The organism is Yersinia fenwicki, assembly GCF_043099325.1.
Lineage (GTDB): Bacteria > Pseudomonadota > Gammaproteobacteria > Enterobacterales > Enterobacteriaceae > Yersinia.
On the sequence record NZ_CP170755.1, the window covers coordinates 3,224,280 to 3,248,599 of the forward strand.

Consider the following 24,320-nt stretch of genomic DNA (forward strand, 5'->3'; position numbering starts at 1 on the left):
ATCCTCGATGCCTATCGCTTCATACCTTCAACGCCAGTGGGTTCGCGCCCTACTGGCGCTATTTTTTGGCGCCTGCGGTACGCTGGCCTATTCCCCATTTGATAGTTGGCCTGCGGCCATTGTTTCGCTGTTTGGCTTACTCAGCCTGACATTGAATCGCAACACTAAACAAGCCGCATTTATCGGATTTTGTTGGGGTATGGGGCTATTTGGCACAGGTATTAACTGGGTCTATGTCAGCATTTCCGAATTCGGCGGTATGCCAACAGCCATCAATATCTTTCTGGTGGTATTACTGGCAGCCTATCTCTCACTCTACACCATGCTATTTGCCGGTTTATTAGCCCGCGTATGCCCTAAAACAACCTGGTGGCGACTGGCTATTGCGGCACCTGTGGTATGGCAGTTAACTGAGTTCTTGCGCGGCTGGGTATTAACTGGCTTCCCGTGGCTACAATTTGGCTACAGCCAAATAAACGGCCCACTGCGCGGTATTGCGCCTATTCTCGGTGTCGATGGCATCACTTTTATACTGATGTCTATCAGCGGATTGCTGGTTTACGCCTGTTATCAGCGCCGTATCACTGGGGCCATAATTGCCATAGCAATGTTATTGTTACCCTGGCCACTGCGCCAGTTGCATTGGTTCACGCCAGAGCCAGAACGCGCAGTTAATATCGCGATGGTGCAAGGTAACATTGCTCAGTCAATGAAGTGGGATCCCAAAGTCCTGCTCAAAACATTACAAATTTATCTCGATGAAACCCGCCCATTTATGGGGAAAGCCCCCATTATCATTTGGCCGGAATCTGCTATCCCTGATATTGAAACCGATCAAACTACCTTCCTGACGATGGTTGATGGTCTGATGCGGGCAAACCACAGCAGCCTGATTACCGGTATTGTTGATGCCCAGCGCCGCCCAGAAGGCAAGGGATACCACTTTTTCAACAGTATTATCGTATTGGGAGATAAAGAGCCATACCAGTATCCAACTCACAACCGCTACAGCAAACACCACCTGGTGCCGTTTGGCGAGTTTGTGCCGCTGGAAACACTGCTGCGCCCACTCGCGCCGTTCTTTGATTTACCGATGTCATCTTTCAGCCGAGGTGGCTATGTGCAACCACAGCTTAATGTGGCTGGATTTAACCTAACGGCCGCTATTTGCTATGAAATCGTCTTGGGCCAACAGGTTCGGGACAACTTTAACCCTGATACCAACTTTTTGTTGACGGTCTCCAATGATGCATGGTTTGGTCACTCTATCGGCCCGTGGCAGCATTTCCAGATGGCACGTATGCGCGCGCTTGAATTAGGTCGTCCTCTGTTGCGCAGTACCAATAATGGTATAACCGCGGCAGTTGGCCCAAGTGGTGAAGTCCTGGCGCAAATTCCACAATTTACTCAGCAAGTGCTGGAAGTGAAGGTCACACCGACTACCGGTATTACCCCTTATGCTCGGTTTGGTTCGTGGCCAATGTGGATTATCACGCTGATACTGGGGGCATTGACGCTATACCGCGCCGCCCGTTGTCGCTCTGACAAAAAATGTCGAGCTGATAAAAATAACCCCGTAACTTGAGCATCGTTATGTCACTGAAACCTGAATTTATCCTCACAACTGAAGCGCAATTAAGCGAACATTACGCCGCGCCTAATAAGAATGTGTTGAAGAAACAAATTGATCATATTGATGATTATGCCAAAAAACTGATTGCCGCCGCACCATTCGCGGTATTGGGAACGCTGGGTGCTAACGGAATCGACTGCTCACCTAAAGGTGGCGAGCCGGGTTTTATTCATGTGCTGGACAGCAAGACACTGATGCTGCCAGACCGACCAGGCAATAACCGTCTGGATGGTATCCGCAATCTGTTGCATAACCCTTTTGTCGGCATCTTGTTCCTGATCCCGGGCTGGACAGAAGGTTTTCGGGTTAATGGCCGGGCAAAAATTTCCGTCGATCCTGAACTGTGTGAGCGTTTTAGCCAAAATGGCCAACCGGCTCGCAGTGTATTAGTGATCGACGTCGATGAGGTATTTATCCATTGTGGCCGCGCAATCACCTTTGCCGACCTGTGGAACCCAGAGAAACATGCCGGTAAAGAAAGTGTTCCAACGGCACTGGACGTTTTTAAAGCCCATCTGGCAATCAACAATCATCAGTTAAGTTAACCTGCCGTAAAAATGACCAATAGTTAAACTAATCGATAGTATGCCATCTTCGGCAACTGATTAATTAACCCACCTCCCCCGAATGATATTTTATAGCCCTGATAAACAGGGCTATATATCCTCCCTATTTTCAGTTACTGGCACAGACCTTGCATCGTTTCTAATCAAATAGTGTTAGCTATCCCCCATTTCTGCTTTGTATTAAGTGATGAAAGGGAATAGCTCCGCAGGATAGATGCGGTCTGTTTCAAATGAGGGAATTGCCATTCCTGGCGTGCACATTTATGGGGCGAAATACGCACCGCATTAGTGCGCTAGTGTTTTATTGCCTCTCTTTGGTGCGATTTGCGTCTCAAAAAACAAACATTTATTCATCATTTACATAACAATTAGCTATTTTTTAAAGATAATCTGATACAAGTAACAATGAAAATAGCCTGTTAACCAACAAATATCTGTGGTTATGCAAGCACAACAAAATAAGACAATTTTTGGCATTTCACGTTTGTCACATGACTACATTTTAAGTATCACAACATCGAGTCAGAAAACATTAAGTAAAAAACAACATCAAAGGAGTTGGACATGCATATGCGTAAATTGGCGTTAGCGCTACTGTTAGCTGGGATGGCAAGTGGTGTTGCCCATGCAGAAGATGCAGCAAAACCAGATGCTTCGGTTGACACACTGAAGAAGATCAAAGATAACGGCGTTATCGTCGTCGGTCACCGTGAGTCTTCCGTTCCATTCTCTTACTACGATAACCAGCAGAAAGTCGTGGGTTATTCACAAGATTATTCCAATCTGATCGTCGATGCGATCAAGAAAAAACTCAATGCCCCAGACCTCCAGGTAAAACTGATCCCCATCACTTCGCAGAACCGCATTCCATTGCTGCAAAACGGGACCTTTGATTTCGAGTGTGGCTCCACCACCAACAACCTGGAACGTCAGCAACAAGCCGCGTTCTCTAACACCATTTTTGTTGTCGGTACGCGCCTGCTGACCAAAAAAGGTTCTGAAGTTAAAGATTTCAAAGATTTGGCAGGAAAACCTGTGGTCGTTACCTCCGGTACCACCTCTGAAGTGTTGCTCAATAAATTGAATGAAAAAGATAAAATGAACATGCGTATCATCAGCGCCAAAGACCACGGCGATTCTTTCCGTACCTTGGAAAGTGGCCGTGCTGTCGCCTTTATGATGGATGATGCCTTGCTGGCTGGCGAACGAGCTAAAGCCAAGAAACCGGATCAGTGGGATATCGTCGGTACGCCACAATCGCAGGAAGCCTACGGCTGTATGCTGCGTAAAAACGATCCAGCCTTTAAAACTCTGTTGGATGAAACCATCGCAACCGCACAAACCTCTGGTGTGGCTGAGAAGTCGTTTGACCGTTGGTTCAAAAACCCAATTCCACCGAAAAATCTTAACCTGAATTTCTCGCTGTCTGATGAGATGAAGGCGCTGTTCAAAGCCCCTAACGATAAAGCATTGAACTAACAATAATAATCAGGGCCAGCTCTGCTAGCCCTACAGATTGATGATGGACCGATGGGATACAGGATAGTGAATGCGGGGTGGCCGTTCCCCACTCCGCATTTTTTTGTTCACCCTCGGGAGGCCGCAACGCATTGAATCATCAGTCATCAGGGTGGCTTACCCATCCTTTTAAGGGAGTTTTTTATGTCAATAGACTGGAACTGGGGCATTTTCCTGCAACCTGCCCCTTTCGGTAATACCACCTACCTTGGCTGGATCTGGTCCGGCTTTCAGGTCACTGTCGCATTATCATTGTGCGCCTGGATTATCGCTTTCTTCGTCGGTTCTTTATTTGGGATTTTAAGAACAGTCCCCAACCGCATTTTATCCAGTATTGGGGCCTGTTACGTAGAGCTATTCCGTAATGTGCCGCTGATTGTGCAATTCTTTACCTGGTATTTGGTTATCCCTGAATTATTGCCGGTTGATATTGGCATGTGGTTCAAAAGCGAGTTGGACCCGAATATACAGTTCTTTCTCTCATCAATGATGTGTCTTGGTTTATTCACCGCCGCCCGTGTTTGTGAGCAGGTTCGAGCTGGGATCCAATCACTGCCTCGTGGTCAGAAAGCGGCCGGTCTGGCGATGGGATTAACCCTGCCACAGACTTATCGCTATGTTTTATTGCCCAATGCTTATCGGGTCATTATTCCCCCAATGACCTCAGAAATGCTCAATTTGGTTAAAAACTCAGCGATTGCTTCAACCATCGGGCTGGTAGATATGGCTGCGCAGGCCGGTAAATTGCTGGATTACTCAGCTCACGCCTATGAGTCATTCACCGCCATCACCCTTGGTTATGTACTGATCAATGCCGTGATCATGCTGTTGATGCGAATAGTTGAGAAAAAAGTGCAGTTATCCGGCAATCTGGGGAGTAAATAATGTACGAATTTGATTGGAGTTCCATCGCACCCAGCCTGCCATACCTGCTGCAAGGTTTGGCGGTTACCGCCAAAATAACCCTCATCGCCATTGTGTTCGGGATAATCTGGGGCACGGTTCTGGCGGTGATGCGCCTGTCGCCGATTAAAGCTATCAGCTGGTTCGCTACCGCTTATGTCAACGTGTTCCGCTCTATTCCGTTGGTCATGGTGCTGTTATGGTTTTATCTGGTCGTGCCGAGCTTATTACAAAATGTGCTGGGCTTATCACCAAAAACTGATATTCGCTTAATCTCTGCCATGGTAGCCTTTTCATTATTTGAAGCGGCTTATTACTCAGAAATTATCCGTGCCGGGATCCAAAGCATCTCTCGTGGACAATCCTCTGCGGCCCTGGCTCTAGGCATGACCCAAGGCCAGTCAATGAGATTGGTTATCCTGCCGCAGGCTTTCCGCGCCATGGTGCCATTACTGTTAACCCAAGGGATCGTGTTATTTCAGGATACATCACTGGTGTATGTCCTTAGTCTGGCCGATTTCTTCCGCAGCGCCACCACGATTGGTGAGCGGGACGGTACTCAGGTCGAAATGGTGCTATTTGCCGGTTTGGTGTATTTCGTTATCAGTTTCTCCGCGTCGATGCTGGTCAACTATTTGAAGAAAAGGACTGTTTGATGATTTCCCTGAAAAATGTTTCTAAGTGGTACGGCCACTTTCAGGTGCTGGCTGACTGCACTACCGAAGTTAAAAAAGGTGAGGTCGTGGTGGTCTGCGGCCCTTCCGGCTCAGGCAAATCAACCTTAATCAAAACGGTTAATGGGCTGGAACCTATCCAGAAAGGCAGCATTACGGTCAACGGCATAGGTGTGAATGATAAAGGCACCAATTTGGCGCAATTACGCTCTAAAGTCGGCATGGTATTTCAGCATTTTGAACTGTTTCCACACCTATCTATTATTGAAAACCTGACACTGGCGCAAGTTAAAGTACTCAAACGCGACAAAACAGAAGCAAGAGAAAAAGGGCTGAAACTGTTAGAACGTGTCGGCCTTACCACCCACGCGGATAAATTCCCCTCGCAGTTATCTGGCGGCCAGCAGCAGCGTGTCGCGATTGCCCGCGCACTTTGTATGGATCCTATCGCCATGCTGTTTGACGAACCGACTTCGGCCCTTGACCCTGAAATGATCAACGAAGTGTTGGATGTTATGGTCAAACTGGCGCTGGAAGGCATGACTATGATGGTCGTCACTCACGAAATGGGCTTCGCACGTAAAGTGGCTAATCGGGTTATTTTTATGGATGAAGGGAAAATCGTCGAAGACAGCAACAAAGATGATTTCTTTAACAATCCTAAATCTGATCGCGCTAAAGACTTCCTGGCAAAAATCCTACATTAATAACCACACCTCCCCCATTGGGGGAGGTGGTATATGTACCACCCGCAATCAAGGCTGGAATGGCCGACGCGTAAACTGGTCATGGCCGCATTTTGGACAGACCGGCAGCACTTCGGGGGTATAGAAAGCCAGATGATAGTGACATTTTTCACAGACCAGATTACCCAATCCGACCACCTCTCCGCTGTGATAAACCCCATGATGACTGACATCTTTAAACACCTCACGCCACTCTAATTGCGTTTTGTCGGTGATATCAGCCAGCTCTTGCCACAAGCTTTCTTTGATAACGCGCATAAATACACTATCAGTAAATTCATCCTTACTTTCTTCATAGCTACGAGCAAACTCTTCCAAATCACGCCGCACCGCCTGAATGATTTGCTCAACTTCACTACGGGATAACTCTTCTACGGCATCCAACCGCTGTTCGGCGCTGTCCACCAGCTTATCGATATCACGTTCACCATTTTTCAAGCGTTCAGTCAGTGATGTCACCAACTCACGATAATATTGAGCTACCTTGTTCATACAGTCTCCTCGATCCACGGTTGTGATAAAGCAAATTGTGATAAAGCCAAAGTTGTGACAAAGAAAATAGGTTTTTCCATCTTTTTGAGTTACCCGTCTCTATTATCTGCACGTACTTACTCTGATATTAAAGCTAACGTTAATTATTTTAGTCGTAAATGACTGAAGTCACGTCATCATCAGGTTGTTCTCGCGCCACTTTGATGATTTCTGCCATTCACTGCGCAGAAAAAGCCTCCAGTAGGATGCAGAGTGTTGTTGCCGCTGCCGCTTATCAGCTATGCTATGCGGATCTCTCTTTATGATATGAAACAGATGATGCTACAGGCGTAGCTGTTTTTCACTATAGGACCACCGGCCGCCATGCAAGAGCAATACCGCCCAGAAGATATCGAAACGCAAGTACAGCTTCACTGGCAAGAGAAGCAAACTTTTAAAGTCACTGAAGATACCAGCAAAGAAAAATATTACTGCCTATCCATGCTGCCGTATCCGTCAGGACGCCTACATATGGGGCACGTTCGTAACTACACCATTGGTGATGTTATCTCCCGTTACCAGCGCATGCTGGGTAAAAACGTGTTACAGCCGATCGGCTGGGATGCATTTGGTCTGCCAGCTGAAGGCGCTGCGGTAAAAAACAACACCGCACCGGCCCCCTGGACTTACGACAACATTGAATACATGAAGAACCAGTTAAAATTACTGGGCTTCGGCTATGACTGGGATCGCGAGATTGCCACCTGCTCACCGGATTACTACCGTTGGGAACAGTGGTTCTTCACCAAGTTGTATGAAAAAGGCATGGTCTACAAAAAGACCTCAGCCGTTAACTGGTGTCCACACGACCTGACCGTGTTAGCTAACGAGCAGGTTATCGACGGCTGCTGCTGGCGTTGTGATACCAAAGTTGAGCGCAAAGAAATCCCACAGTGGTTTATTAAAATTACTGATTACGCTGATCAATTGCTTAATGATCTGGACACGCTAGAAAGCTGGCCAGAACAAGTTAAGACAATGCAACGTAACTGGATTGGCCGCTCAGAAGGGGTTGATATCGTTTTCAACGTAGCGGATAGCGAAGATAAGCTCTCCGTTTACACCACGCGCCCAGACACCTTTATGGGTGTGACTTACGTGGCTGTGGCTGCTGGTCATCCGCTGTCATTACAAGCCGCGGCGACTAACCCTGCACTGGCTGATTTTGTCGCTGAATGCCGTAACACCAAGGTTGCCGAAGCTGAAATGGCTACCATGGAGAAAAAAGGCATGGCGACCGGCCTGTATGCCATCCATCCACTGACAGGTGAAAAATTACCTATCTGGGCGGCTAACTTTGTCTTGATGGATTACGGCACCGGTGCCGTAATGGCGGTTCCGGGCCACGATGCTCGCGACTGGGAATTTGCCACCAAATATAACTTGCCAATCAAACCGGTTATTTTGGCCGCTGATGGTAGTGAGCCGGACTTGAGCCAGGAAGCCATGACCGAGAAGGGCATACTGTTCAACTCCGGTGAGTTTGATGGCCTGAATTATGAAGATGGCTTCAATGCTATCGCCGACAAACTAGTCGCACTCGGCGTGGGTCAACGCAAAGTCAACTATCGCCTGCGTGACTGGGGTGTCTCCCGTCAGCGTTATTGGGGTGCGCCTATCCCGATGGTGACACTGGAAGACGGCACCGTCGTACCAACGCCTGAAGATCAACTGCCGGTTATCCTGCCGGAAGATGTGGTGATGGATGGTATTACCAGCCCAATAAAGGCCGATCCTGAGTGGGCTAAAACCACCGTTAATGGCGTACCGGGGCTGCGTGAAACCGACACCTTTGATACCTTTATGGAATCATCATGGTATTACGCGCGCTATACCTGCCCACAATTTGACAAAGGTATGCTCGACCCCGCCGCTGCCAACTATTGGCTGCCGGTGGATCAGTATGTCGGTGGTATTGAACATGCCATCATGCACCTGATGTATTTCCGCTTCTTCCACAAGTTGCTGCGTGACGCAGGTTTAGTTGACTCTGATGAGCCAGCCAAGCGCCTGTTATGTCAGGGTATGGTTCTGGCTGATGCCTTCTACTACAGCGGTTCCAATGGTGAACGTATCTGGGTTTCACCGGTTGACGCCATTGTTGAGCGTGATGATAAAGGGCGAATCATTAAAGCGACTGATGCCGAAGGCCATGAACTGGTTTACGCTGGCATGAGCAAAATGTCGAAATCGAAAAATAACGGTATCGACCCGCAAGTCATGGTAGAAAAGTACGGTGCTGATACAGTGCGCCTGTTTATGATGTTTGCTTCACCAGCAGAAATGACGCTGGAGTGGCAGGAGTCAGGTGTTGAAGGGGCTAACCGCTTCCTGAAACGCGTCTGGCGTCTGGCCTATGATCACACCGCCAAAGGGGCAACCGCACCACTGGATGTTGCCAGCCTGACAGAAGAACAGAAATCCTTACGTCGTGACCTACACAAAACCATTGCCAAAGTCACTGATGACGTGGGCCGCCGTCAAACTTTCAATACCGCTATTGCTGCGGTGATGGAGTTGATGAACAAGCTGGGTCGCGCACCTCAGGAAACCGAGCAAGATCGTGCTCTGCTGCAAGAAGCATTATTGGCAGTGGTTCGTATGCTTTATCCATTCACGCCTCACGTTTGCTTCAGTTTGTGGCAAGCACTGGGTGGCGAGGGTGATATTGATACCGCACCATGGCCAATCGCTGATGAACAAGCGATGGTCGAAGACTCGAAATTAGTAGTCGTACAGGTTAATGGTAAAGTGCGTGGTCGCATTACTGTGCCAGCCGATGCCACTGAACAGCAAGTGCGTGAACGCGCTGGTCAGGAACACTTGGTGGCTAAATACCTGGATGGGGTTACCGTACGTAAAGTCATCTATGTCCCTGGCAAATTACTTAACCTGGTTGTAGGTTAAGGCAAGGAGGAGTTGTGCGACATCGTATTCTGATGCTGTTGCTGGGGTTGGCGGTGCTGGCCACTGCTGGCTGTGGCTTTAATCTGCGGGGTACCACTCAGGTGCCACCTGAGCTACAAAAACTGTTGCTGGAAAGTAGCGATCCTTATGGCCCGTTAACCCGTGCGATACGCCAACAATTGCGTTTAAATAACGTCACTATTGTTGATGACCCGATGCGGAAGGACTTGCCAGCACTGCGGATTATCGGTTCATCCGAAAATCAGGATACCGTGTCTATCTTCCGCAACGGCGTGACAGCCGAATATCAGCTGGTATTACACGTTCAGGCGCAAGTATTGATTCCAGGTCATGATATTTATCCAATTCGGGTGAATATCTTCCGTACCTTCTTCGATAACCCGTTAACCGCGCTGGCGAAAGAAGCTGAAGCCGAGGTGCTGCGTCAGGAAATGCGTGACCAGGCAGCGCAACAGTTAGTGCGTAAGCTGTTAGTGGTACATGCTGCAGAAATAAAGAATGCGCAGGAAAATGGCGAGACACAGAGTGGTAATAAGACTGCTACCAGTACCGCTAAAATGGCTGATGTCGAAGAAATCAATATTGGCAAACCTGCCGTCAGTACCCCTGTCCAATGATTCGAGTTTATCCTGAACAACTTGCCGCGCAGCTCCATGAGGGGCTGAGCGCTTGTTATCTGTTGTGTGGTAACGAACCCTTGTTATTACAGGAAAGTCAGGACCATATTCGCCGTGTGGCAGCAACGCATGATTTCAGCGAGCATTTCAGTTTCGCGCTGGATGCTCACACTGAATGGGACAATATCTTTAGCCTTTGTCAGGCGCTGAGTTTATTTGCCAGCCGACAGACACTGCTATTGAGCTTCCCTGACAGTGGGTTAACCGCACCGATGAATGAACAATTGGTCAAATTATCCGGCCTTTTGCACCCAGATATTTTGCTGATATTACGCGCCAATAAGCTAACGAAAGCACAAGAAAACAGCACATGGTTTAAAGCTCTCAGCCCAAATGCAGTGTTCGTCAGTTGCCAGACACCAGAACAAGCGCTGCTCCCTCGTTGGGTAAGCACGCGTGCCAAAAGCCTAAACTTAGATATTGATGATGCTGCCGTTCAGCTACTTTGCTACTGCTATGAGGGTAACCTGCTGGCATTATCACAAGCACTGGAGCGCCTATCATTACTCTATCCTGACGGTAAATTAACACTGCCCAAAGTAGAAGAAGCCGTCAACGATGCCGCACATTTCACCCCTTACCACTGGCTTGACGCTTTGCTGGTGGGGAAAAGCAAACGTGCCTGGCATATCTTGCAACAATTACAGCAAGAAGATAGTGAGCCGGTTATTTTGCTACGCACACTCCAGCGCGAGCTATTGCAATTGCTAACACTAAAGCGCCGAATGGAGCAAGTGCCACTGCGAACATTATTCGATCAATTTAAAGTGTGGCAAAATCGTCGTCCTATGATGACTCAAGCGTTACAACGTCTTTCTATGCCACAACTGCAACAGGCCGTGCGTTTACTCTCACAGATGGAAGTTCGCCTGAAACAGGATTACGGTCAGTCAATCTGGCCGGAGTTAGAAACACTATCTATGCTGATGTGTGGAAAAATTTTACCTGAGAGTTTTTTTGATGCCCAATAAATCCCCGACTCGCACCCTCTATGCCCTGTTCGGCGGTACTTTTGATCCCATTCATTATGGCCATTTAAAGCCAGTTGAAGCATTGGCTCAACAAGTGGGTTTGCAACACATTATTTTATTACCTAACCATGTCCCACCTCATCGCCCACAACCTGAGGCCAATGCACAGCAACGGCTAAAAATGGTCGAACTGGCCGTGGCCAGCAACCCATTGTTCAGTGTTGATTCACGAGAGTTATTGCGTGATAGCCCATCATTCACCATTGATACCTTGGAAGCACTTCGTAAAGAGCGTGGTGCTGAACGTCCCTTAGCGTTTATTATTGGGCAAGATTCTTTATTATCGCTGCATAAATGGCATCGCTGGCAATCATTGTTAGATGTCTGTCATTTGTTAGTGTGCGCTCGCCCAGGCTATGCACAAACGCTGGAAACACCCGAGTTACAGCAATGGCTTGATGCTCATCGCGTTTTTGATCCACAAGCACTGAGTCTGAGGCCACATGGTGCAATCTATCTGGCAGATACGCCTTTACTGGACATTTCTGCCACAGATATTCGCCATCGGCGTCATAACGGCGAAAGTTGCGATGATCTGCTACCACGCGCGGTACAGCGATATATTGAGTTACAAGGTTTGTATCGCGGCTGAGTAACTGAGGGTTTATATCGCGATGCATTCACCCATGTTATACTCCGCCGCTAAATTTCAGGTATTCGCTGAAAAACCGTTACATTCTAACTGTTCATACCGGTAACTGTTCGCGGGATCTCCTGCAAACAATACGGAAGAACGTTAATACCCAAAGAACTTGACGTTGCAGGTAGGCAGCCAGCGCACGAATCCCGATGAGCTTACATGAGTGTAAGTGATTCGGGTGAGAAAGTGCCGCTAACACCCCGGCAACTTCAAGAACGAAGGGTATAGACAGAAATCACCCGAGGGGGAACCTTTGCAAGGTAAAGCGCTCCAAGAATTTGTTATCGACAAGCTCGATGATTTGAAAGGCCAGGACATTATTACTCTGGATGTTCAGGGTAAGTCCAGCATCACTGATTACATGATTATTTGTACCGGTACCTCCACTCGCCATGTGATGGCGTTGGCAGATAACTTGGTTCAAGAATCCCGCGCGGCAGGCATGATACCTTTTGGTATCGAAGGTCAGGGTGTCTCTGACTGGGTCGTGGTCGATTTAGGCGAAGTGATTGTGCATGTGATGCAAGAAGAAAGCCGCCGTATGTATGAACTGGAAAAACTCTGGAGCTAAGCGGTGAAACTGCAACTGGTAGCCGTCGGCACTAAAATGCCGGACTGGGTGCAGACAGGTTTTATCGATTACCTGCGCCGCTTTCCCAAAGATATGCCCTTCGAGCTGGTGGAGATACCAGCAGGTAAACGGGGCAAAAATGCGGATATCAAACGCATTTTGGAAAAAGAAGGCGAGCTGATGCTGGCAGCGGTTGGCAAAAACAACCGCATTGTCACGCTGGATATCCCAGGAACCCCCTGGGAGACCCCGCAGTTGGCTCAGCAATTAGAACGCTGGAAGCAGGATGGCCGTGATGTCAGTCTGCTGATTGGCGGGCCTGAGGGGTTAGCCCCGGCCTGTAAAGCCGCCGCAGAGCAGAGCTGGTCGCTCTCTCCGTTGACGCTACCTCATCCTTTAGTGCGCGTTTTAGTGGCGGAGAGCCTCTATCGTGCCTGGAGTATTACGACCAATCACCCTTATCATCGGGAATAAGCGGGCGATGAACCTGAGTAAAGTGATGGCTCTGAGTAAGATGCTGGTTTTGGACAAAATGAAATAGCAGTGGGATGAAAAAAGAACCTAATCCTTTTCGCGACTATTCGGCTGAGTCAGCCTTGTTTGTCCGCCGTGCCCTCGTGGCTTTCCTCGGTATCCTGCTGCTAAGCGGGATATTGGTCGCAAACATGTACAATTTGCAGGTAGTCCGTTTTGAAGACTATCGCACCCGTTCCAATGAAAACCGGATTAAGCTGGTTCCTATCGCCCCTAGCCGCGGCATGATATTTGACCGTAACGGCACGCCACTGGCAATGAACCGGACGATTTATCAGTTAGAGCTGATGCCGGAAAAAATTGAAGACCTCCCCGCGACCCTCAATGCACTGCGCCCAATAGTGGATCTGACGGATGAGGATATCGCCAACTTTGAAAAAGAGCGTAAGCGATCACGTCGCTTTACTTCTATTGCGGTTAAAACGCCGCTTACCGAAGTGCAGGTCGCTCGTTTCGCGGTTAACCAGTTCCGCTTCCCTGGCATTGAGGTCAAGGGCTACCAACGCCGCTTCTATCCCTATGGCTCAGCACTGACTCATGTTATCGGCTACGTTTCCAAGATTAACGACAAAGATGTTGAACGACTGGATAAAGACGGCATTCTCGCGAACTATGCCGCCACCCACGATATCGGCAAGCTGGGTATTGAGCGCTATTATGAATCAGTATTACACGGTAAAACCGGTTATGAAGAAGTTGAAGTCAATAACCGTGGTCGAGTGATCCGCCAATTGCATGAGCAACCACCACAAGCAGGTAAAGACATTTATCTGACACTCGATTTGCACCTGCAAACCTATATTGAGCAATTGTTAAGTGGTAGCCGCGCGGCAGTCGTGGTAACGGATCCGCGCACCGGTGGCATATTGGCCTTAGTGTCAAACCCAAGCTATGACCCGAACTTATTTGTCGATGGTATCTCTAATAAAGACTATCAAGGGTTATTGAACGACCCAGACCGCCCATTGATCAACCGCGCCACTCAAGGGGTTTACCCGCCCGCCTCGACGGTAAAACCCTATATTGCAGTTTCGGCTCTCAGCGCCGGTGTTATCACCAAAAACACCAGCTTGTTCGATCCCGGTTGGTGGCAGTTGCCCGGTTCGGAAAAACGTTTTCGCGACTGGAAGAAATGGGGTCATGGCCGGCTGAATGTCACCAAAGCGTTGGAAGAATCGGCCGATACCTTCTTCTATCAGGTGGCTTATGACATGGGAATAGATCGTTTATCCTCATGGATGAGTAAATTCGGTTACGGTGAATATACCGGCATCGACTTATCTGAAGAGCGGGCTGGCCTAATGCCGACCCGAGAATGGAAACAAAAACGCCATAAAAAACCTTGGTATCAAGGGGATACCATCCCCGTAGGTATTGGCCAAGGTTATTGGACTGCCACGCCTATTCAGATGGCAAAAGCCCTGATGACCCTGATCAATGATGGTGCAGTTAAAACACCTCATTTGCTGCAAAGCACTCGGATTGATGGCGTTTTAGTGCCTTATAAGCAGGAAGACAATACTCAGATTGGCGATATTCATTCTGGCTACTGGGAAATTGCCAAAGATGGCATGTATGGCGTGGCCAATCGCCCGAACGGAACGGGGCGTAAGTTCTTTGAAGGCACGCCGTATAAGGCAGCAGCCAAATCTGGTACCGCCCAGGTTTATAGCTATGAAACCTATAATGCCCACAAAGTGGCCGAGCATTTGCGTGATCACAAGTTGATGGTTGCATTTGCCCCCTACGAGAACCCGACCGTATCTGTCGCCATGATTTTAGAAAATGGCGGGGCCGGGCCTGCTGTAGGGACGATTACCCGCCAAATTCTCGACCATATCTTATTGGGCGATAACAACACTGAATTACCGGATGCAGCTCCTCTGCCTCCGGGCGTTGAAGCAGACTAGCCAAAGCAGATTAGTTGCAGCGGATTAAGGTAACTCATGACTGATAATCAACAAAAAGGCTCTTTGTGGTACAAAATGCACATTGACCTGCCATTTCTGCTTTGCGTACTGGCGCTGCTGGCTTATAGCGCCTTCGTGATGTGGAGCGCCAGCGGGCAAGACATAGGTATGATGGAGCGCAAGGTCGGTCAAATTGCAATGGGCTTGGTTGTGATGCTGGTCATGGCACAGATCCCGCCTCGCGTCTATGAAAGCTGGGCACCTTATCTCTATTTTGTCTGTGTCATTTTGCTGGTCTTGGTTGATGCATTTGGCCAAATCAGTAAAGGTGCGCAGCGCTGGCTGGATTTAGGCTTTATTCGCTTTCAACCCTCTGAAATTGCTAAAATTGCGGTTCCCTTGATGGTCGCACGCTTTATGAACCGCGACGTCTGCCCACCGTCATTGAAAAATACCGGTATCGCACTGATTTTAATCTTTATGCCAACCTTATTGGTGGCCGCACAACCCGATCTCGGCACCTCTATCCTGATAGCCGCATCCGGATTATTTGTTTTGTTCCTTTCCGGTATGAGCTGGCGTTTGATTGCCATTGCAGCCATTTTGGTTGCCGCATTTATTCCTATTCTCTGGTTCTTCCTGATGCATGGCTATCAGCGAGATCGCGTGATGATGCTGCTAGACCCAGAAAGCGATCCGCTCGGTGCGGGTTATCATATCATTCAGTCGAAAATTGCTATTGGTTCCGGTGGGTTATCAGGTAAAGGCTGGCTACACGGAACTCAATCACAGCTGGAATTCCTACCAGAACGCCATACCGACTTTATCTTTGCCGTACTGGCTGAAGAGTTAGGTTTAATCGGTGTGCTGGTGTTATTAGCTCTCTATTTATGCCTGATTATGCGGGGTTTGGTGATTGCAGCTCATGCACAAACCACCTTCGGCCGAGTCATGGTTGGCGGGCTAATGCTGATACTCTTTGTATATGTGTTTGTTAACATAGGTATGGTAAGTGGAATTTTACCTGTGGTTGGCGTACCTTTGCCTTTGGTCAGCTACGGAGGCTCGGCGCTGATAGTGCTGATGGCCGGGTTTGGTATCGTGATGTCGATACATACTCATCGAAAAATGTTATCTAAGAATTTATAGAGGTGAGCAATGCGTAAGGAATGGCTTTGGATCGGCATCGCAGGTGTATTGCTATCAGCATGTACCAGTCAACCTCCTGCACCCCAGCAACAAGTGCAGCAGACATACAATGGCCCGGTGGTAGAAATAGGCGGTGCAGAACCTCGTTATGAACCTTTCAATCCTAATTTTAATCAGGATTATAAAGTGAATGGCCAGTCTTACAGCATCGTTAAAGACCCGCAAAACTTCAGTCAAGTGGGTCTGGCAGCATGGTACGGTGAAGAGGCTAATGGCAACTCTACAGCAACGGGCGAAATCTTTGATCCCAATGCATTGACGGCGGCCCATCCTACTCTGCCCATCCCAAGCTATGTGCGAGTCACTAACATTAGCAATGGTCGCCAAATTGTGGTGCGCGTCAATGACCGCGGCCCTTATACCCCCGGCCGGGTGATTGATTTATCCAAAGCTGCCGCTGATCGCCTAAATATTTCGAATAATACCAAGGTGAAGATTGATTTTATCAATGTAGCACCTGATGGCTCATTATCTGGTCCCGGAATGGTTGGTACAACCATTGCGAAGCAAAGCTATGCATTACCTAGCCGACCTGATCTCACTTCCAGTGGCATGGGCACCCCAATTCAGCAGGATGCTCCGGCAGTAAGTGCGCCTGTGCGCCCTATCGATAATAGTCAGTTGTCCGGTGCCAATACGACCCAGCCCGTTGCACCACAAAGCAGTGGTTTCTTGCGCGCATCTACACCCGTGCCAGCAGGAGTGCTCGAAAGTTCAGAACCCGCCCTGAGTTCGCAATCAGTACAGCCACCGGTAGTCGCTAACCCCGGCCCAGTGACCTCGTCAGTGGCACCGGCCGCTGCCCCATCATCATCTGGTGGCTATGTGGTTCAAGTGGGCGCACTGAGTGATGCAAGCCGTGCCCAAACCTGGCAGCAAAGTCTGAGTCAACGTTTTGGTGTACCAGGGAAAGTAACCACCAATGGCAGTGTCCACCGTGTTCAGCTTGGGCCATTTAATAGCCGCCAACAGGCAGTTGAACTGCAACAGCGCCTGTCGAGTGAAGCTCAACAGCAGTCATTTGTGGTGGCGGCGCCTTAAATATACATAGCTTGTAGCAATTTAAGTCTAACCAAACAAAAATAACCGTAACTCCTTGTGCTAACAGAATGTTACGGTTGAATGTATAAACGCCACATGAGTTTATAGTCAAATTAATTGACGCTGTAGCAAGGCTACAGCGTCAAGCCAGAAGGCTATGGTATGATGTGGCACGTTTTTTAACTTACTCCCACGGATGTTGTTGTCCTGATCATGAAATATGTAACTACTTCTCGTATTATCAAGAGCCTGGCGCTCGGCACTGTTATTGTTATGAGCGCAGCATCTGCTGCAAACGCTGATGACGTCAACTTAAAAACCATGATCCCCGGCGTACCACAGATCGACGCGGAAGCCTACGTTCTGATTGATTACAACTCCGGCAAAGTATTAGCAGAAATGAATGCCGATGCACGCCGCAATCCTGCCAGCCTGACCAAAATGATGACCAGCTATGTGATTGGGCAAGCCATCAAAGCAGGTAAAATCGGGCCAGAAGATATGGTTACCGTGGGCAAAGACGCGTGGGCAACCGGCAATCCTGAGTTCAAGGGCTCTTCGTTGATGTTCCTGAAGCCAGGTGACCGTGTGCCAGTGTCTAAATTGACGCGTGGTATCAACCTGCAATCGGGTAATGATGCTTGTGTTGCTATGGCTGATTACGTTGCTGGCAGCCAAGACTCGTTCGTAAACCTGATGAATAACTACGTTAAAGCATTGGGCCTGCAAAATACCCAGTTCAAAACCGTTCACGGTTTAGATGCTGAAGGGCAGTACAGCTCTGCGCGCGATATGGCGCTGATTGGTCAAGCGCTGATTCGTGATGTACCCGATGAATATGCCATCTACAAAGAGAAAGAATTCACTTTCAACAATATTCGCCAGATGAACCGTAATGGTTTGTTGTGGGATACCAGCTTAAATGTGGATGGTATTAAAACCGGCCATACCGAAGCTGCTGGCTATAATCTGGTGGCATCTGCTACCGATGGTCAAATGCGTTTGATTTCAGCCGTTCTGGGTGGTCACACTTATAAAGGCCGTGAAACTGAAAGCAAAAAACTGCTGACTTGGGGCTTCCGTTTCTTTGAAACCGTAGCACCATTGAAAGTCGGTAAAGAGTTTGCTTCAGAGCCAGTTTGGTTCGGAGACAGTGACCGGGTGCAGTTGGGCGTGGATAAAGACGTCTACCTGACTATTCCACGTGGCCGAATGAAAGACTTGAAAGCCAGCTATGTTCTGAATACTCCAGAAATCCATGCGCCACTGGCGAAAAACCAGGTTGTCGGGATGATTAACTTCCAGTTGGATGGTAAAACCATCGATCAACGACCACTGGTTGTGATGAATGAAGTGAAAGAAGGCGGAATCTTCAGCCGCATGGTGGATTACATCAAACTGATGTTCCACCGCTGGTTTGGCTAATCGCAGGCCTTGAAAAGCCGAAGTAGACCCCCATATTATAAATAATGTGAAACTCCCGCCCAGGCGGGAGTTATAATTTTATAGTCGGGTACTTTTTATCCTAGCACCAGTCCGACAACAATCTGTCCGTCAAACCCCAGGAGCGCACATGAAAACTAAACTGAATGAACTGCTTGAGTTCCCTTGTCCCTTTACCTACAAGGTAATGGGCATTGCTGAACCTCAACTGGTTAACCAGGTGGTTGAAGTGGTACAGCGCCATGCTCCGGGCGATTATACCCCCGAAATCAAACCGAGCAGTAAAGGCAACTATCACTCTGTTTCCATTACCATTACAGCAACCCATATCGATCAAGTGGAAACGCTGTATGAAGAATTAGGTAATCTTGAATTGGTCAGAATGGTGCTGTAATAGCGTTCAAATACTGATCACTCACCTATGGCCCACACTGCTTACTCAGCCGTCGGGCCTTATTTTTTTACGGCCAAAGTATCGCTTTCATCCGTCAAAATAGTGCCTCCACACAACTGGACTGGTATACTGACGCCACCATTTCTGTAACCAGATGATGCCTCGCTTGCAACAACACAAGATCATTTTACGTCAGCTAGGGCTACAACCCTATGCCCCCGTATCTCAAGCCATGCATAATTTCACTGAGTTTCGCACCGATAGCAGCGCAGATGAAATCTGGCTGGTTGAGCATCAACACGTCTTTACTCAGGGTCAGGCAGGAAAAGCCGAACATGTTCTGATGCCCGGTGATATTCCGGTTATCCAAAGTGATCGCGGGGGCCAGGTTACTTACCATGGTCCCGGCCAACAAGTCATGTATATCATGATTGATCTCAAGCGGGCCAAATTGGGTGTGCGGCAGCTGGTGACCGCCATTGAAAATACCGTGATTGAGACGCTAGCCCATTTAGGCATTGAATCACAAGCCCGCCCGGATGCTCCCGGTGTTTATGTGGGTCAACAGAAGATTTGCTCATTAGGTCTACGCATTCGCAGGGGCTGTTCATTCCATGGTCTGGCATTAAATGTTGCAATGGATCTGGAACCCTTCCAGCGCATTAATCCCTGTGGCTACGCAGGCATGCAAATGACGCAAGTCAGCGCGCTGAAAGCGGGTACTACTATGGCCGATGTTCAACCCATATTGGTGCGCGAATTTACCCATCAGCTAGGTTATCCCGATGCCAAGCAGCAGCCGTGGTCATTGGCTGATTATTTACCACCAGACGCTCAATAGCCCGGCAATAAACAATGTGAAGTATGAATGATGCTCCCACCGCAACTCAATACGGCGCTATTTACAAACGCCTACAAAATTGGGGGCTGAATGGGACAGACTAAAGATGCTATAATTTTTAAACAATTTTAAAAATTTTTTTAACGACGCCACATCCCGTTGAATTTAATTAAAAATCTCAAGTTGAGAGATTCATAACTGGAACCTGCACGATTATGAGTAAACCGATTCAGATGGAACGCGGCGTCAAATACCGCGACGCAGATAAAATGGCGTTAATCCCGATTAAAACCGTGGTTACCGAACGCCAAGAGCTGCTACGTAAACCCGAATGGATGAAAATCAAGCTTCCTGCTGACTCTAGCCGCATTCAAGGTATTAAAGCAGCAATGCGAAAAAATGGTCTCCACTCGGTTTGCGAAGAGGCCTCCTGCCCCAACCTGTCGGAATGCTTTAACCACGGTACCGCGACCTTTATGATCCTCGGCGCGATTTGCACCCGCCGTTGCCCATTCTGCGACGTTGCACACGGCCGCCCAGTGACACCGGATGCCAATGAGCCAGAGAAATTAGCTCAAACAATCAAAGATATGGGTTTGCGCTATGTGGTTATCACATCGGTTGACCGCGATGATTTACGTGATGGCGGTGCCCAGCATTTTGCAGATTGTATCTCAGCGATTCGTGCCAAAAATCCAACCATTAAAATTGAAACATTAGTGCCTGATTTCCGTGGCCGTATGGATCGCGCGTTAGATATTCTGACTGTCACGCCACCAGATGTCTTTAACCACAATCTGGAAAACGTTCCACGGGTATATCGTCAGGTTCGCCCAGGGGCTAACTATGAGTGGTCGCTTAAATTATTGGAGCGCTTTAAAGAAGCCCACCCAGATATTCCGACCAAATCTGGTTTGATGGTTGGTTTGGGTGAAACGAATGCTGAAATCGTGGAAGTTATGCGCGATTTGCGCCGTCATGGGGTCACGATGCTGACGCTGGGGCAATATTTGCAACCTAGCCGTCACCATCTACCTGTACAGCGATATGTTAGCCCAGCAGAGTTTGATGAAATGAAAGCTGAAGCAATGGCGATGGGCTTTACCCATGCAGCTTGCGGCCCATTTGTTCGCTCCTCTTACCATGCTGACCTGCAAGCAAAAGGGTTGGAAGTTAAATAAGTCAAACTAGTCTGAATAGTTGTTCGGACTAATTTGATTGAAATATTTTATTACATCTCAAACAGCAGATAATCAAAAACGGATTTCCATTGGAGATCCGTTTTTTGGTTTCTCAGCCCGATTTCTATTACCTTACGATATAATCAGTCTTTATGCTCGATAGGCGGCTTGGCTTCTGTAGCAACTTTAGACTCGGCAGCCGTATTGGCTGGAGGAGCGTCGTCATTACCCATCGCCTTTTTAAAGCCTTTCAGCGCCGCGCCTAAATCCGCGCCCAACGTGCGCAATTTGCTGGTACCAAACAACAACACAATCAATATGCCGACTACCAGCAATTTGGTAATACTGATACCTTCCATACACACCTTCTTGATTAGTACTGTTCATTAAATCATGCGCTATTTACGAATAAATTGTCGATTAAAACAAGAGTAATATGTAACAGATTTCGTTAGTGAACTATGATTTACTCAAGAGTCTATTCTCATTTATTTTGACTCATTCCGGATGAGACATTGCCGTTAACATCCCCCCAAAGCAGAAAGAACGAGGGAGCCGCCAATTGCCTTATTCAAGTAGAATCAATACTCGCAGATCCGGGTTAAGTTTTGCTAAAAGGACTTATTTGCCCCGCGCATTTGGTTTAGGTATTGGCATGTTTTGTGTGGGCTCCGTACTCTACACACAGAATGCTCCATTATGGCTATGGCTCATGCTGGTACTAAATGGATTGGTATGGCCACATATTGCCTATCTACTGGCCTCACGCTCTCAACAACCGTTTGAGCAAGAAATCATAAATATGAAAATAGACTCGGCACTGGGAGGTGTCTGGGTTGCAATAATGTCATTCAATGCTCTGCCATCAATCGTTATTCTCTCTATGATGAGCATGAACAATATTGCTTCTGGTGGGAAAAATGTTTTTTGTAAAGGACTGGCTTTACAGATAGCCTGTAGCTTACTGACTGCGTGGATATTTAATTTACCCTTTAAACCTGAGACCTCGCCATTTCAGGTATATGCCTGTCTGCCGATGATAATTATTTATCCTTCCCTGCTTGGACTAGTCACCTATCGTACCGCAAAACGCCTGGCTGAAAATAAAGAAGAATTATTGCGTATCAGTGTCAGGGATGGATTAACTGGGCTCTATAACCGCAGACATTGGGAACATCAGCTACATAATCAATTTGATAGTTGCCGACGTTACCAACATGGTGACACGCTAATTTTACTGGATATTGATAATTTTAAATCTATTAACGATACCTTTGGTCATGCAGTGGGTGATGAAGCTATTACTGTTCTTGCGGAAGAATTACTGCTGGGATTGCGAGCCATTGATATTGTTGGCCGCTATGGTGGTGACGAGTTTGGTGCTATTTTACCCAATACAACTCCCGAACAAACTCGGGAAGTATTAATGCGAATTCAAGAAAGGTTAGCCGATTTAGTTTTTATTCAAGCACCCCCTCTGCAACTTAGAGTCAGTGCCGGTATCGCGGATTACCGTCATGACATGATTAACTATCAGCAATGGTTAAAAGCCGCCGATTCTGCACTATATTTGGCAAAAGACAATGGTCGCAACCGCATTGAGCTGGCAAGCTGAATAGCGGTAAAATACCAATATAGTGGCATCCCTAAAAAAAGGTGTTTATGTTTAATACATTGCTTGCAGTATTTATTGGTGGTGGTGTGGGCAGTGTCGCCCGTTGGCTGGTCAGCCTGAAGCTAAACAGTTTGTCCCCAAATATCCCAGTGGGAACACTTATTGTAAACTTGGTCGGTGCTTTTATTATCGGCCTGACATTAGCCCTGTTCACCCGAATCGCACACATTGATCCTGTTTGGAAATTACTTATTACTACTGGTTTTTGTGGTGGACTGACAACATTTTCAACCTTCTCTGTTGAGGTTGTCTATTTACTTCAGGATGGGAAATTAGCTTGGGCTGCGGCAACAGTTGCACTTAATCTGGCCGGTTCACTAGCCATAACAATGCTGGCTTTCATATTGGTTAATTACTTTGCTGCTCAATAATCGTGGATAAAAAATCACAATTACTTACAGCGTCTTAATGTTTTCTTAAACTACGAACCGGATAATTATTTAGCTGAGAACAGTTAGCCAATGGGGTGACTGATGTGCCGGATAGATCCTATGTTTAGTTTACCCAAAACAGGAACCGAATGGCTGGCAGTTATTTTTTGCCTGGCTATCACTGTTGCCTTTTTAACGGCATATCTCTTTTAGCTCATTTCGCTTCAATGCTTGTTGAGGCTATAAATAAAAAACCCGCCTGATAAAAATGAGGCGGGTTTTAAGAGATATGGGCTACTTAGATAGCGATAACATTAGCAGCTGATGGCCCTTTGGCACCGCTCGTGATTTCAAATTCTACACGCTGGCCTTCAGCAAGAGTTTTGAAACCGTTGCTAGCGATGGCTGAGAAATGAACGAAAACGTCCTTGCTGCCATCTTCTGGGGTAATAAAACCAAAGCCTTTAGCTTCATTGAACCACTTAACGCTACCTTTAATCTTAGACATCAAACTTACCTTTACGTGAATGTTGGACACAAAATGTGTGTCAAATACAGTACAGCAATAGAACTGTTTTTTGTCCACGGCAGAGATCACAAAAAATAGAGAAAAAGTGAAAAGCTCAGCTTTTATCCTCAATTTTTAGCACAGAAATCCATATTTTGTTCTTTTACAGCTCACCCGCACTAGCCCTAGAAAAGTCCCAGACTGTATCTGAAAGCGTTTCACCTGTATTATACTTATCCATTGGATACGCTAATATGAGATGCATGATGAACGGTAGAATAACAACTTTTTTTGAAGATAAAGGTTTTGGTTTTATCACCGATGAGAACGGAGATAACCGTTATTTTCACGTTATTAAAGTTGCTAATCCCGAGATGATTAAAAAAGGTGCGGAAGTGACTTTCGAGCCAACGACCAATACCAAAGGGTTGTCAGCATTTGCGGTGAAAGTGGCGATTGAGAGCAAATACATCTTTATTGCCAATGAAAGAATCAAGCTCACCAGTATCAAGTCCTTCAATACTTTTACTAAAGAAGTGCCTGCACAGGCTGAAGTTGATAAAGCCAATACCATCCTTTCAGTCAATTTACTGATGAGTAAAATCCGGCCGCAGGAAGAAGATATTTCTGAGAAAACTGTGCCATTGAAAATGTTATCGATAACAACATTCCAAAATGTTACTTACACATTCTCAGAGCATGAAGTCGATATTGACAGTACGATTGCCAAATTGAAGAGTATTTAATCCCGATTTGTTTTAACTAAAACGCCGCGATATCCCCATAAACATCCCC

General features: G+C 47.4%; 25 protein-coding genes. 22 read left to right on the forward strand and 3 right to left on the reverse strand.

Going from position 1 to position 24,320, the window contains the following annotated elements; all coding sequences use genetic code 11:
- Positions 1-7: 7 nt before the first annotated feature.
- From lnt to ACF3VQ_RS14780, 6 genes are all read left to right on the forward strand, one after another.
- Entirely contained in the window at positions 8-1,585 is a 1,578-nt protein-coding gene (lnt, locus tag ACF3VQ_RS14755; RefSeq protein WP_392435602.1) for an apolipoprotein N-acyltransferase, read from the forward strand.
- Between the two features lie 8 nt (positions 1,586-1,593).
- Positions 1,594-2,178 (forward strand): MSMEG_1061 family FMN-dependent PPOX-type flavoprotein, encoded by a 585-nt coding sequence (locus tag ACF3VQ_RS14760; RefSeq protein ID WP_392431898.1) that lies wholly within the window; start codon positions 1,594-1,596, stop codon positions 2,176-2,178.
- 585 nt (positions 2,179-2,763) lie between these two features.
- Complete coding sequence (locus ACF3VQ_RS14765; RefSeq protein WP_392431900.1) at positions 2,764-3,678, forward strand: amino acid ABC transporter substrate-binding protein; 915 nt, start codon at positions 2,764-2,766, stop codon at positions 3,676-3,678.
- A gap of 183 nt (positions 3,679-3,861) precedes the next feature.
- Positions 3,862-4,602 carry an amino acid ABC transporter permease gene (locus ACF3VQ_RS14770; protein ID WP_392431902.1) on the forward strand — a complete coding sequence of 247 codons (741 nt, stop codon included), beginning with the start codon at positions 3,862-3,864 and terminating at the stop codon, positions 4,600-4,602.
- The gene (gltK, locus tag ACF3VQ_RS14775; RefSeq protein WP_392431904.1) at positions 4,602-5,276 is read left to right on the forward strand and encodes a glutamate/aspartate ABC transporter permease GltK; all 675 of its coding nucleotides are present in this window, start codon (positions 4,602-4,604) and stop codon (positions 5,274-5,276) included. Before ACF3VQ_RS14770 ends, gltK begins: the two co-directional genes overlap by 1 nt.
- Positions 5,276-6,001 carry an amino acid ABC transporter ATP-binding protein gene (locus tag ACF3VQ_RS14780; protein WP_005167914.1) on the forward strand — a complete coding sequence of 242 codons (726 nt, stop codon included), beginning with the start codon at positions 5,276-5,278 and terminating at the stop codon, positions 5,999-6,001. The genes gltK and ACF3VQ_RS14780 overlap by 1 nt, the downstream gene beginning before the upstream one ends.
- A gap of 48 nt (positions 6,002-6,049) precedes the next feature.
- Here the strand turns inward: ACF3VQ_RS14780 and ACF3VQ_RS14785 are convergent, their stop codons facing one another.
- Complete coding sequence (locus tag ACF3VQ_RS14785) at positions 6,050-6,532, reverse strand: zinc ribbon-containing protein (protein WP_019081193.1); 483 nt, start codon at positions 6,530-6,532, stop codon at positions 6,050-6,052.
- A 363-nt stretch (positions 6,533-6,895) separates the two neighbouring features.
- On the opposite strand from ACF3VQ_RS14785, the gene leuS reads away from it, so the two are divergent.
- The 13 genes from leuS to lipA all read left to right on the forward strand — a co-directional run bounded on the left by leuS (position 6,896) and on the right by lipA (position 20,971).
- Positions 6,896-9,478, forward strand: coding sequence for a leucine--tRNA ligase (gene leuS / locus ACF3VQ_RS14790; protein WP_392431907.1), 2,583 nt, complete (start codon positions 6,896-6,898; stop codon positions 9,476-9,478).
- 14 nt (positions 9,479-9,492) lie between these two features.
- Positions 9,493-10,116, forward strand: coding sequence for an LPS assembly lipoprotein LptE (gene lptE / locus ACF3VQ_RS14795; protein WP_392431909.1), 624 nt, complete (start codon positions 9,493-9,495; stop codon positions 10,114-10,116).
- Entirely contained in the window at positions 10,113-11,147 is a 1,035-nt protein-coding gene (holA, locus tag ACF3VQ_RS14800; RefSeq protein ID WP_392431911.1) for a DNA polymerase III subunit delta, read from the forward strand. The genes lptE and holA overlap by 4 nt, the downstream gene beginning before the upstream one ends.
- On the forward strand, positions 11,137-11,799 hold the full coding sequence (gene nadD, locus ACF3VQ_RS14805; protein WP_392431913.1) for a nicotinate-nucleotide adenylyltransferase: 663 nt from the start codon (positions 11,137-11,139) through the stop codon (positions 11,797-11,799). The genes holA and nadD overlap by 11 nt, the downstream gene beginning before the upstream one ends.
- Positions 11,800-12,100: 301 nt before the next feature.
- Positions 12,101-12,418, forward strand: a complete 318-nt coding sequence (gene rsfS, locus ACF3VQ_RS14810) for a ribosome silencing factor (RefSeq protein WP_005167894.1) — start codon at positions 12,101-12,103, stop codon at positions 12,416-12,418.
- 3 nt (positions 12,419-12,421) lie between these two features.
- Complete coding sequence (rlmH, locus tag ACF3VQ_RS14815) at positions 12,422-12,892, forward strand: 23S rRNA (pseudouridine(1915)-N(3))-methyltransferase RlmH (RefSeq protein ID WP_004390602.1); 471 nt, start codon at positions 12,422-12,424, stop codon at positions 12,890-12,892.
- A 74-nt stretch (positions 12,893-12,966) separates the two neighbouring features.
- Positions 12,967-14,862, forward strand: coding sequence for a peptidoglycan DD-transpeptidase MrdA (mrdA, locus tag ACF3VQ_RS14820; protein WP_392431917.1), 1,896 nt, complete (start codon positions 12,967-12,969; stop codon positions 14,860-14,862).
- A gap of 36 nt (positions 14,863-14,898) precedes the next feature.
- Positions 14,899-16,011, forward strand: a complete 1,113-nt coding sequence (gene mrdB, locus ACF3VQ_RS14825; protein ID WP_392431919.1) for a peptidoglycan glycosyltransferase MrdB — start codon at positions 14,899-14,901, stop codon at positions 16,009-16,011.
- 9 nt (positions 16,012-16,020) lie between these two features.
- Entirely contained in the window at positions 16,021-17,112 is a 1,092-nt protein-coding gene (gene rlpA, locus ACF3VQ_RS14830; protein ID WP_392431921.1) for an endolytic peptidoglycan transglycosylase RlpA, read from the forward strand.
- A 213-nt stretch (positions 17,113-17,325) separates the two neighbouring features.
- Positions 17,326-18,537, forward strand: coding sequence for a D-alanyl-D-alanine carboxypeptidase DacA (gene dacA, locus ACF3VQ_RS14835; protein WP_392431922.1), 1,212 nt, complete (start codon positions 17,326-17,328; stop codon positions 18,535-18,537).
- A gap of 148 nt (positions 18,538-18,685) precedes the next feature.
- Positions 18,686-18,949 carry a DUF493 family protein YbeD gene (gene ybeD, locus ACF3VQ_RS14840; RefSeq protein ID WP_392431923.1) on the forward strand — a complete coding sequence of 88 codons (264 nt, stop codon included), beginning with the start codon at positions 18,686-18,688 and terminating at the stop codon, positions 18,947-18,949.
- A gap of 154 nt (positions 18,950-19,103) precedes the next feature.
- A complete protein-coding gene (lipB, locus tag ACF3VQ_RS14845) occupies positions 19,104-19,790 on the forward strand; it encodes a lipoyl(octanoyl) transferase LipB (protein WP_392431924.1) in 687 nt (228 codons plus the stop codon).
- Positions 19,791-20,005: 215 nt separating this feature from the next.
- The gene (gene lipA, locus ACF3VQ_RS14850; protein WP_004712243.1) at positions 20,006-20,971 is read left to right on the forward strand and encodes a lipoyl synthase; all 966 of its coding nucleotides are present in this window, start codon (positions 20,006-20,008) and stop codon (positions 20,969-20,971) included.
- Positions 20,972-21,114: 143 nt separating this feature from the next.
- Here the strand turns inward: lipA and tatA are convergent, their stop codons facing one another.
- Positions 21,115-21,330, reverse strand: a complete 216-nt coding sequence (tatA, locus tag ACF3VQ_RS14855) for a Sec-independent protein translocase subunit TatA (protein ID WP_005167881.1) — start codon at positions 21,328-21,330, stop codon at positions 21,115-21,117.
- Between the two features lie 203 nt (positions 21,331-21,533).
- Here tatA and ACF3VQ_RS14860 point away from each other — a divergent pair, with 203 nt between their 5' ends.
- Together ACF3VQ_RS14860 and crcB are read left to right on the forward strand one after the other, a co-directional pair.
- Positions 21,534-22,586 (forward strand): diguanylate cyclase, encoded by a 1,053-nt coding sequence (locus ACF3VQ_RS14860; protein WP_392431925.1) that lies wholly within the window; start codon positions 21,534-21,536, stop codon positions 22,584-22,586.
- A 47-nt stretch (positions 22,587-22,633) separates the two neighbouring features.
- A complete protein-coding gene (crcB, locus tag ACF3VQ_RS14865) occupies positions 22,634-23,017 on the forward strand; it encodes a fluoride efflux transporter CrcB (protein ID WP_392431926.1) in 384 nt (127 codons plus the stop codon).
- Between the two features lie 298 nt (positions 23,018-23,315).
- Here the strand turns inward: crcB and cspE are convergent, their stop codons facing one another.
- Positions 23,316-23,525 (reverse strand): transcription antiterminator/RNA stability regulator CspE, encoded by a 210-nt coding sequence (cspE, locus tag ACF3VQ_RS14870; RefSeq protein ID WP_004716300.1) that lies wholly within the window; start codon positions 23,523-23,525, stop codon positions 23,316-23,318.
- 266 nt (positions 23,526-23,791) lie between these two features.
- On the opposite strand from cspE, the gene ACF3VQ_RS14875 reads away from it, so the two are divergent.
- Positions 23,792-24,271, forward strand: a complete 480-nt coding sequence (locus tag ACF3VQ_RS14875; protein ID WP_019082650.1) for a cold-shock protein — start codon at positions 23,792-23,794, stop codon at positions 24,269-24,271.
- Positions 24,272-24,320: the final 49 nt, after the last annotated feature.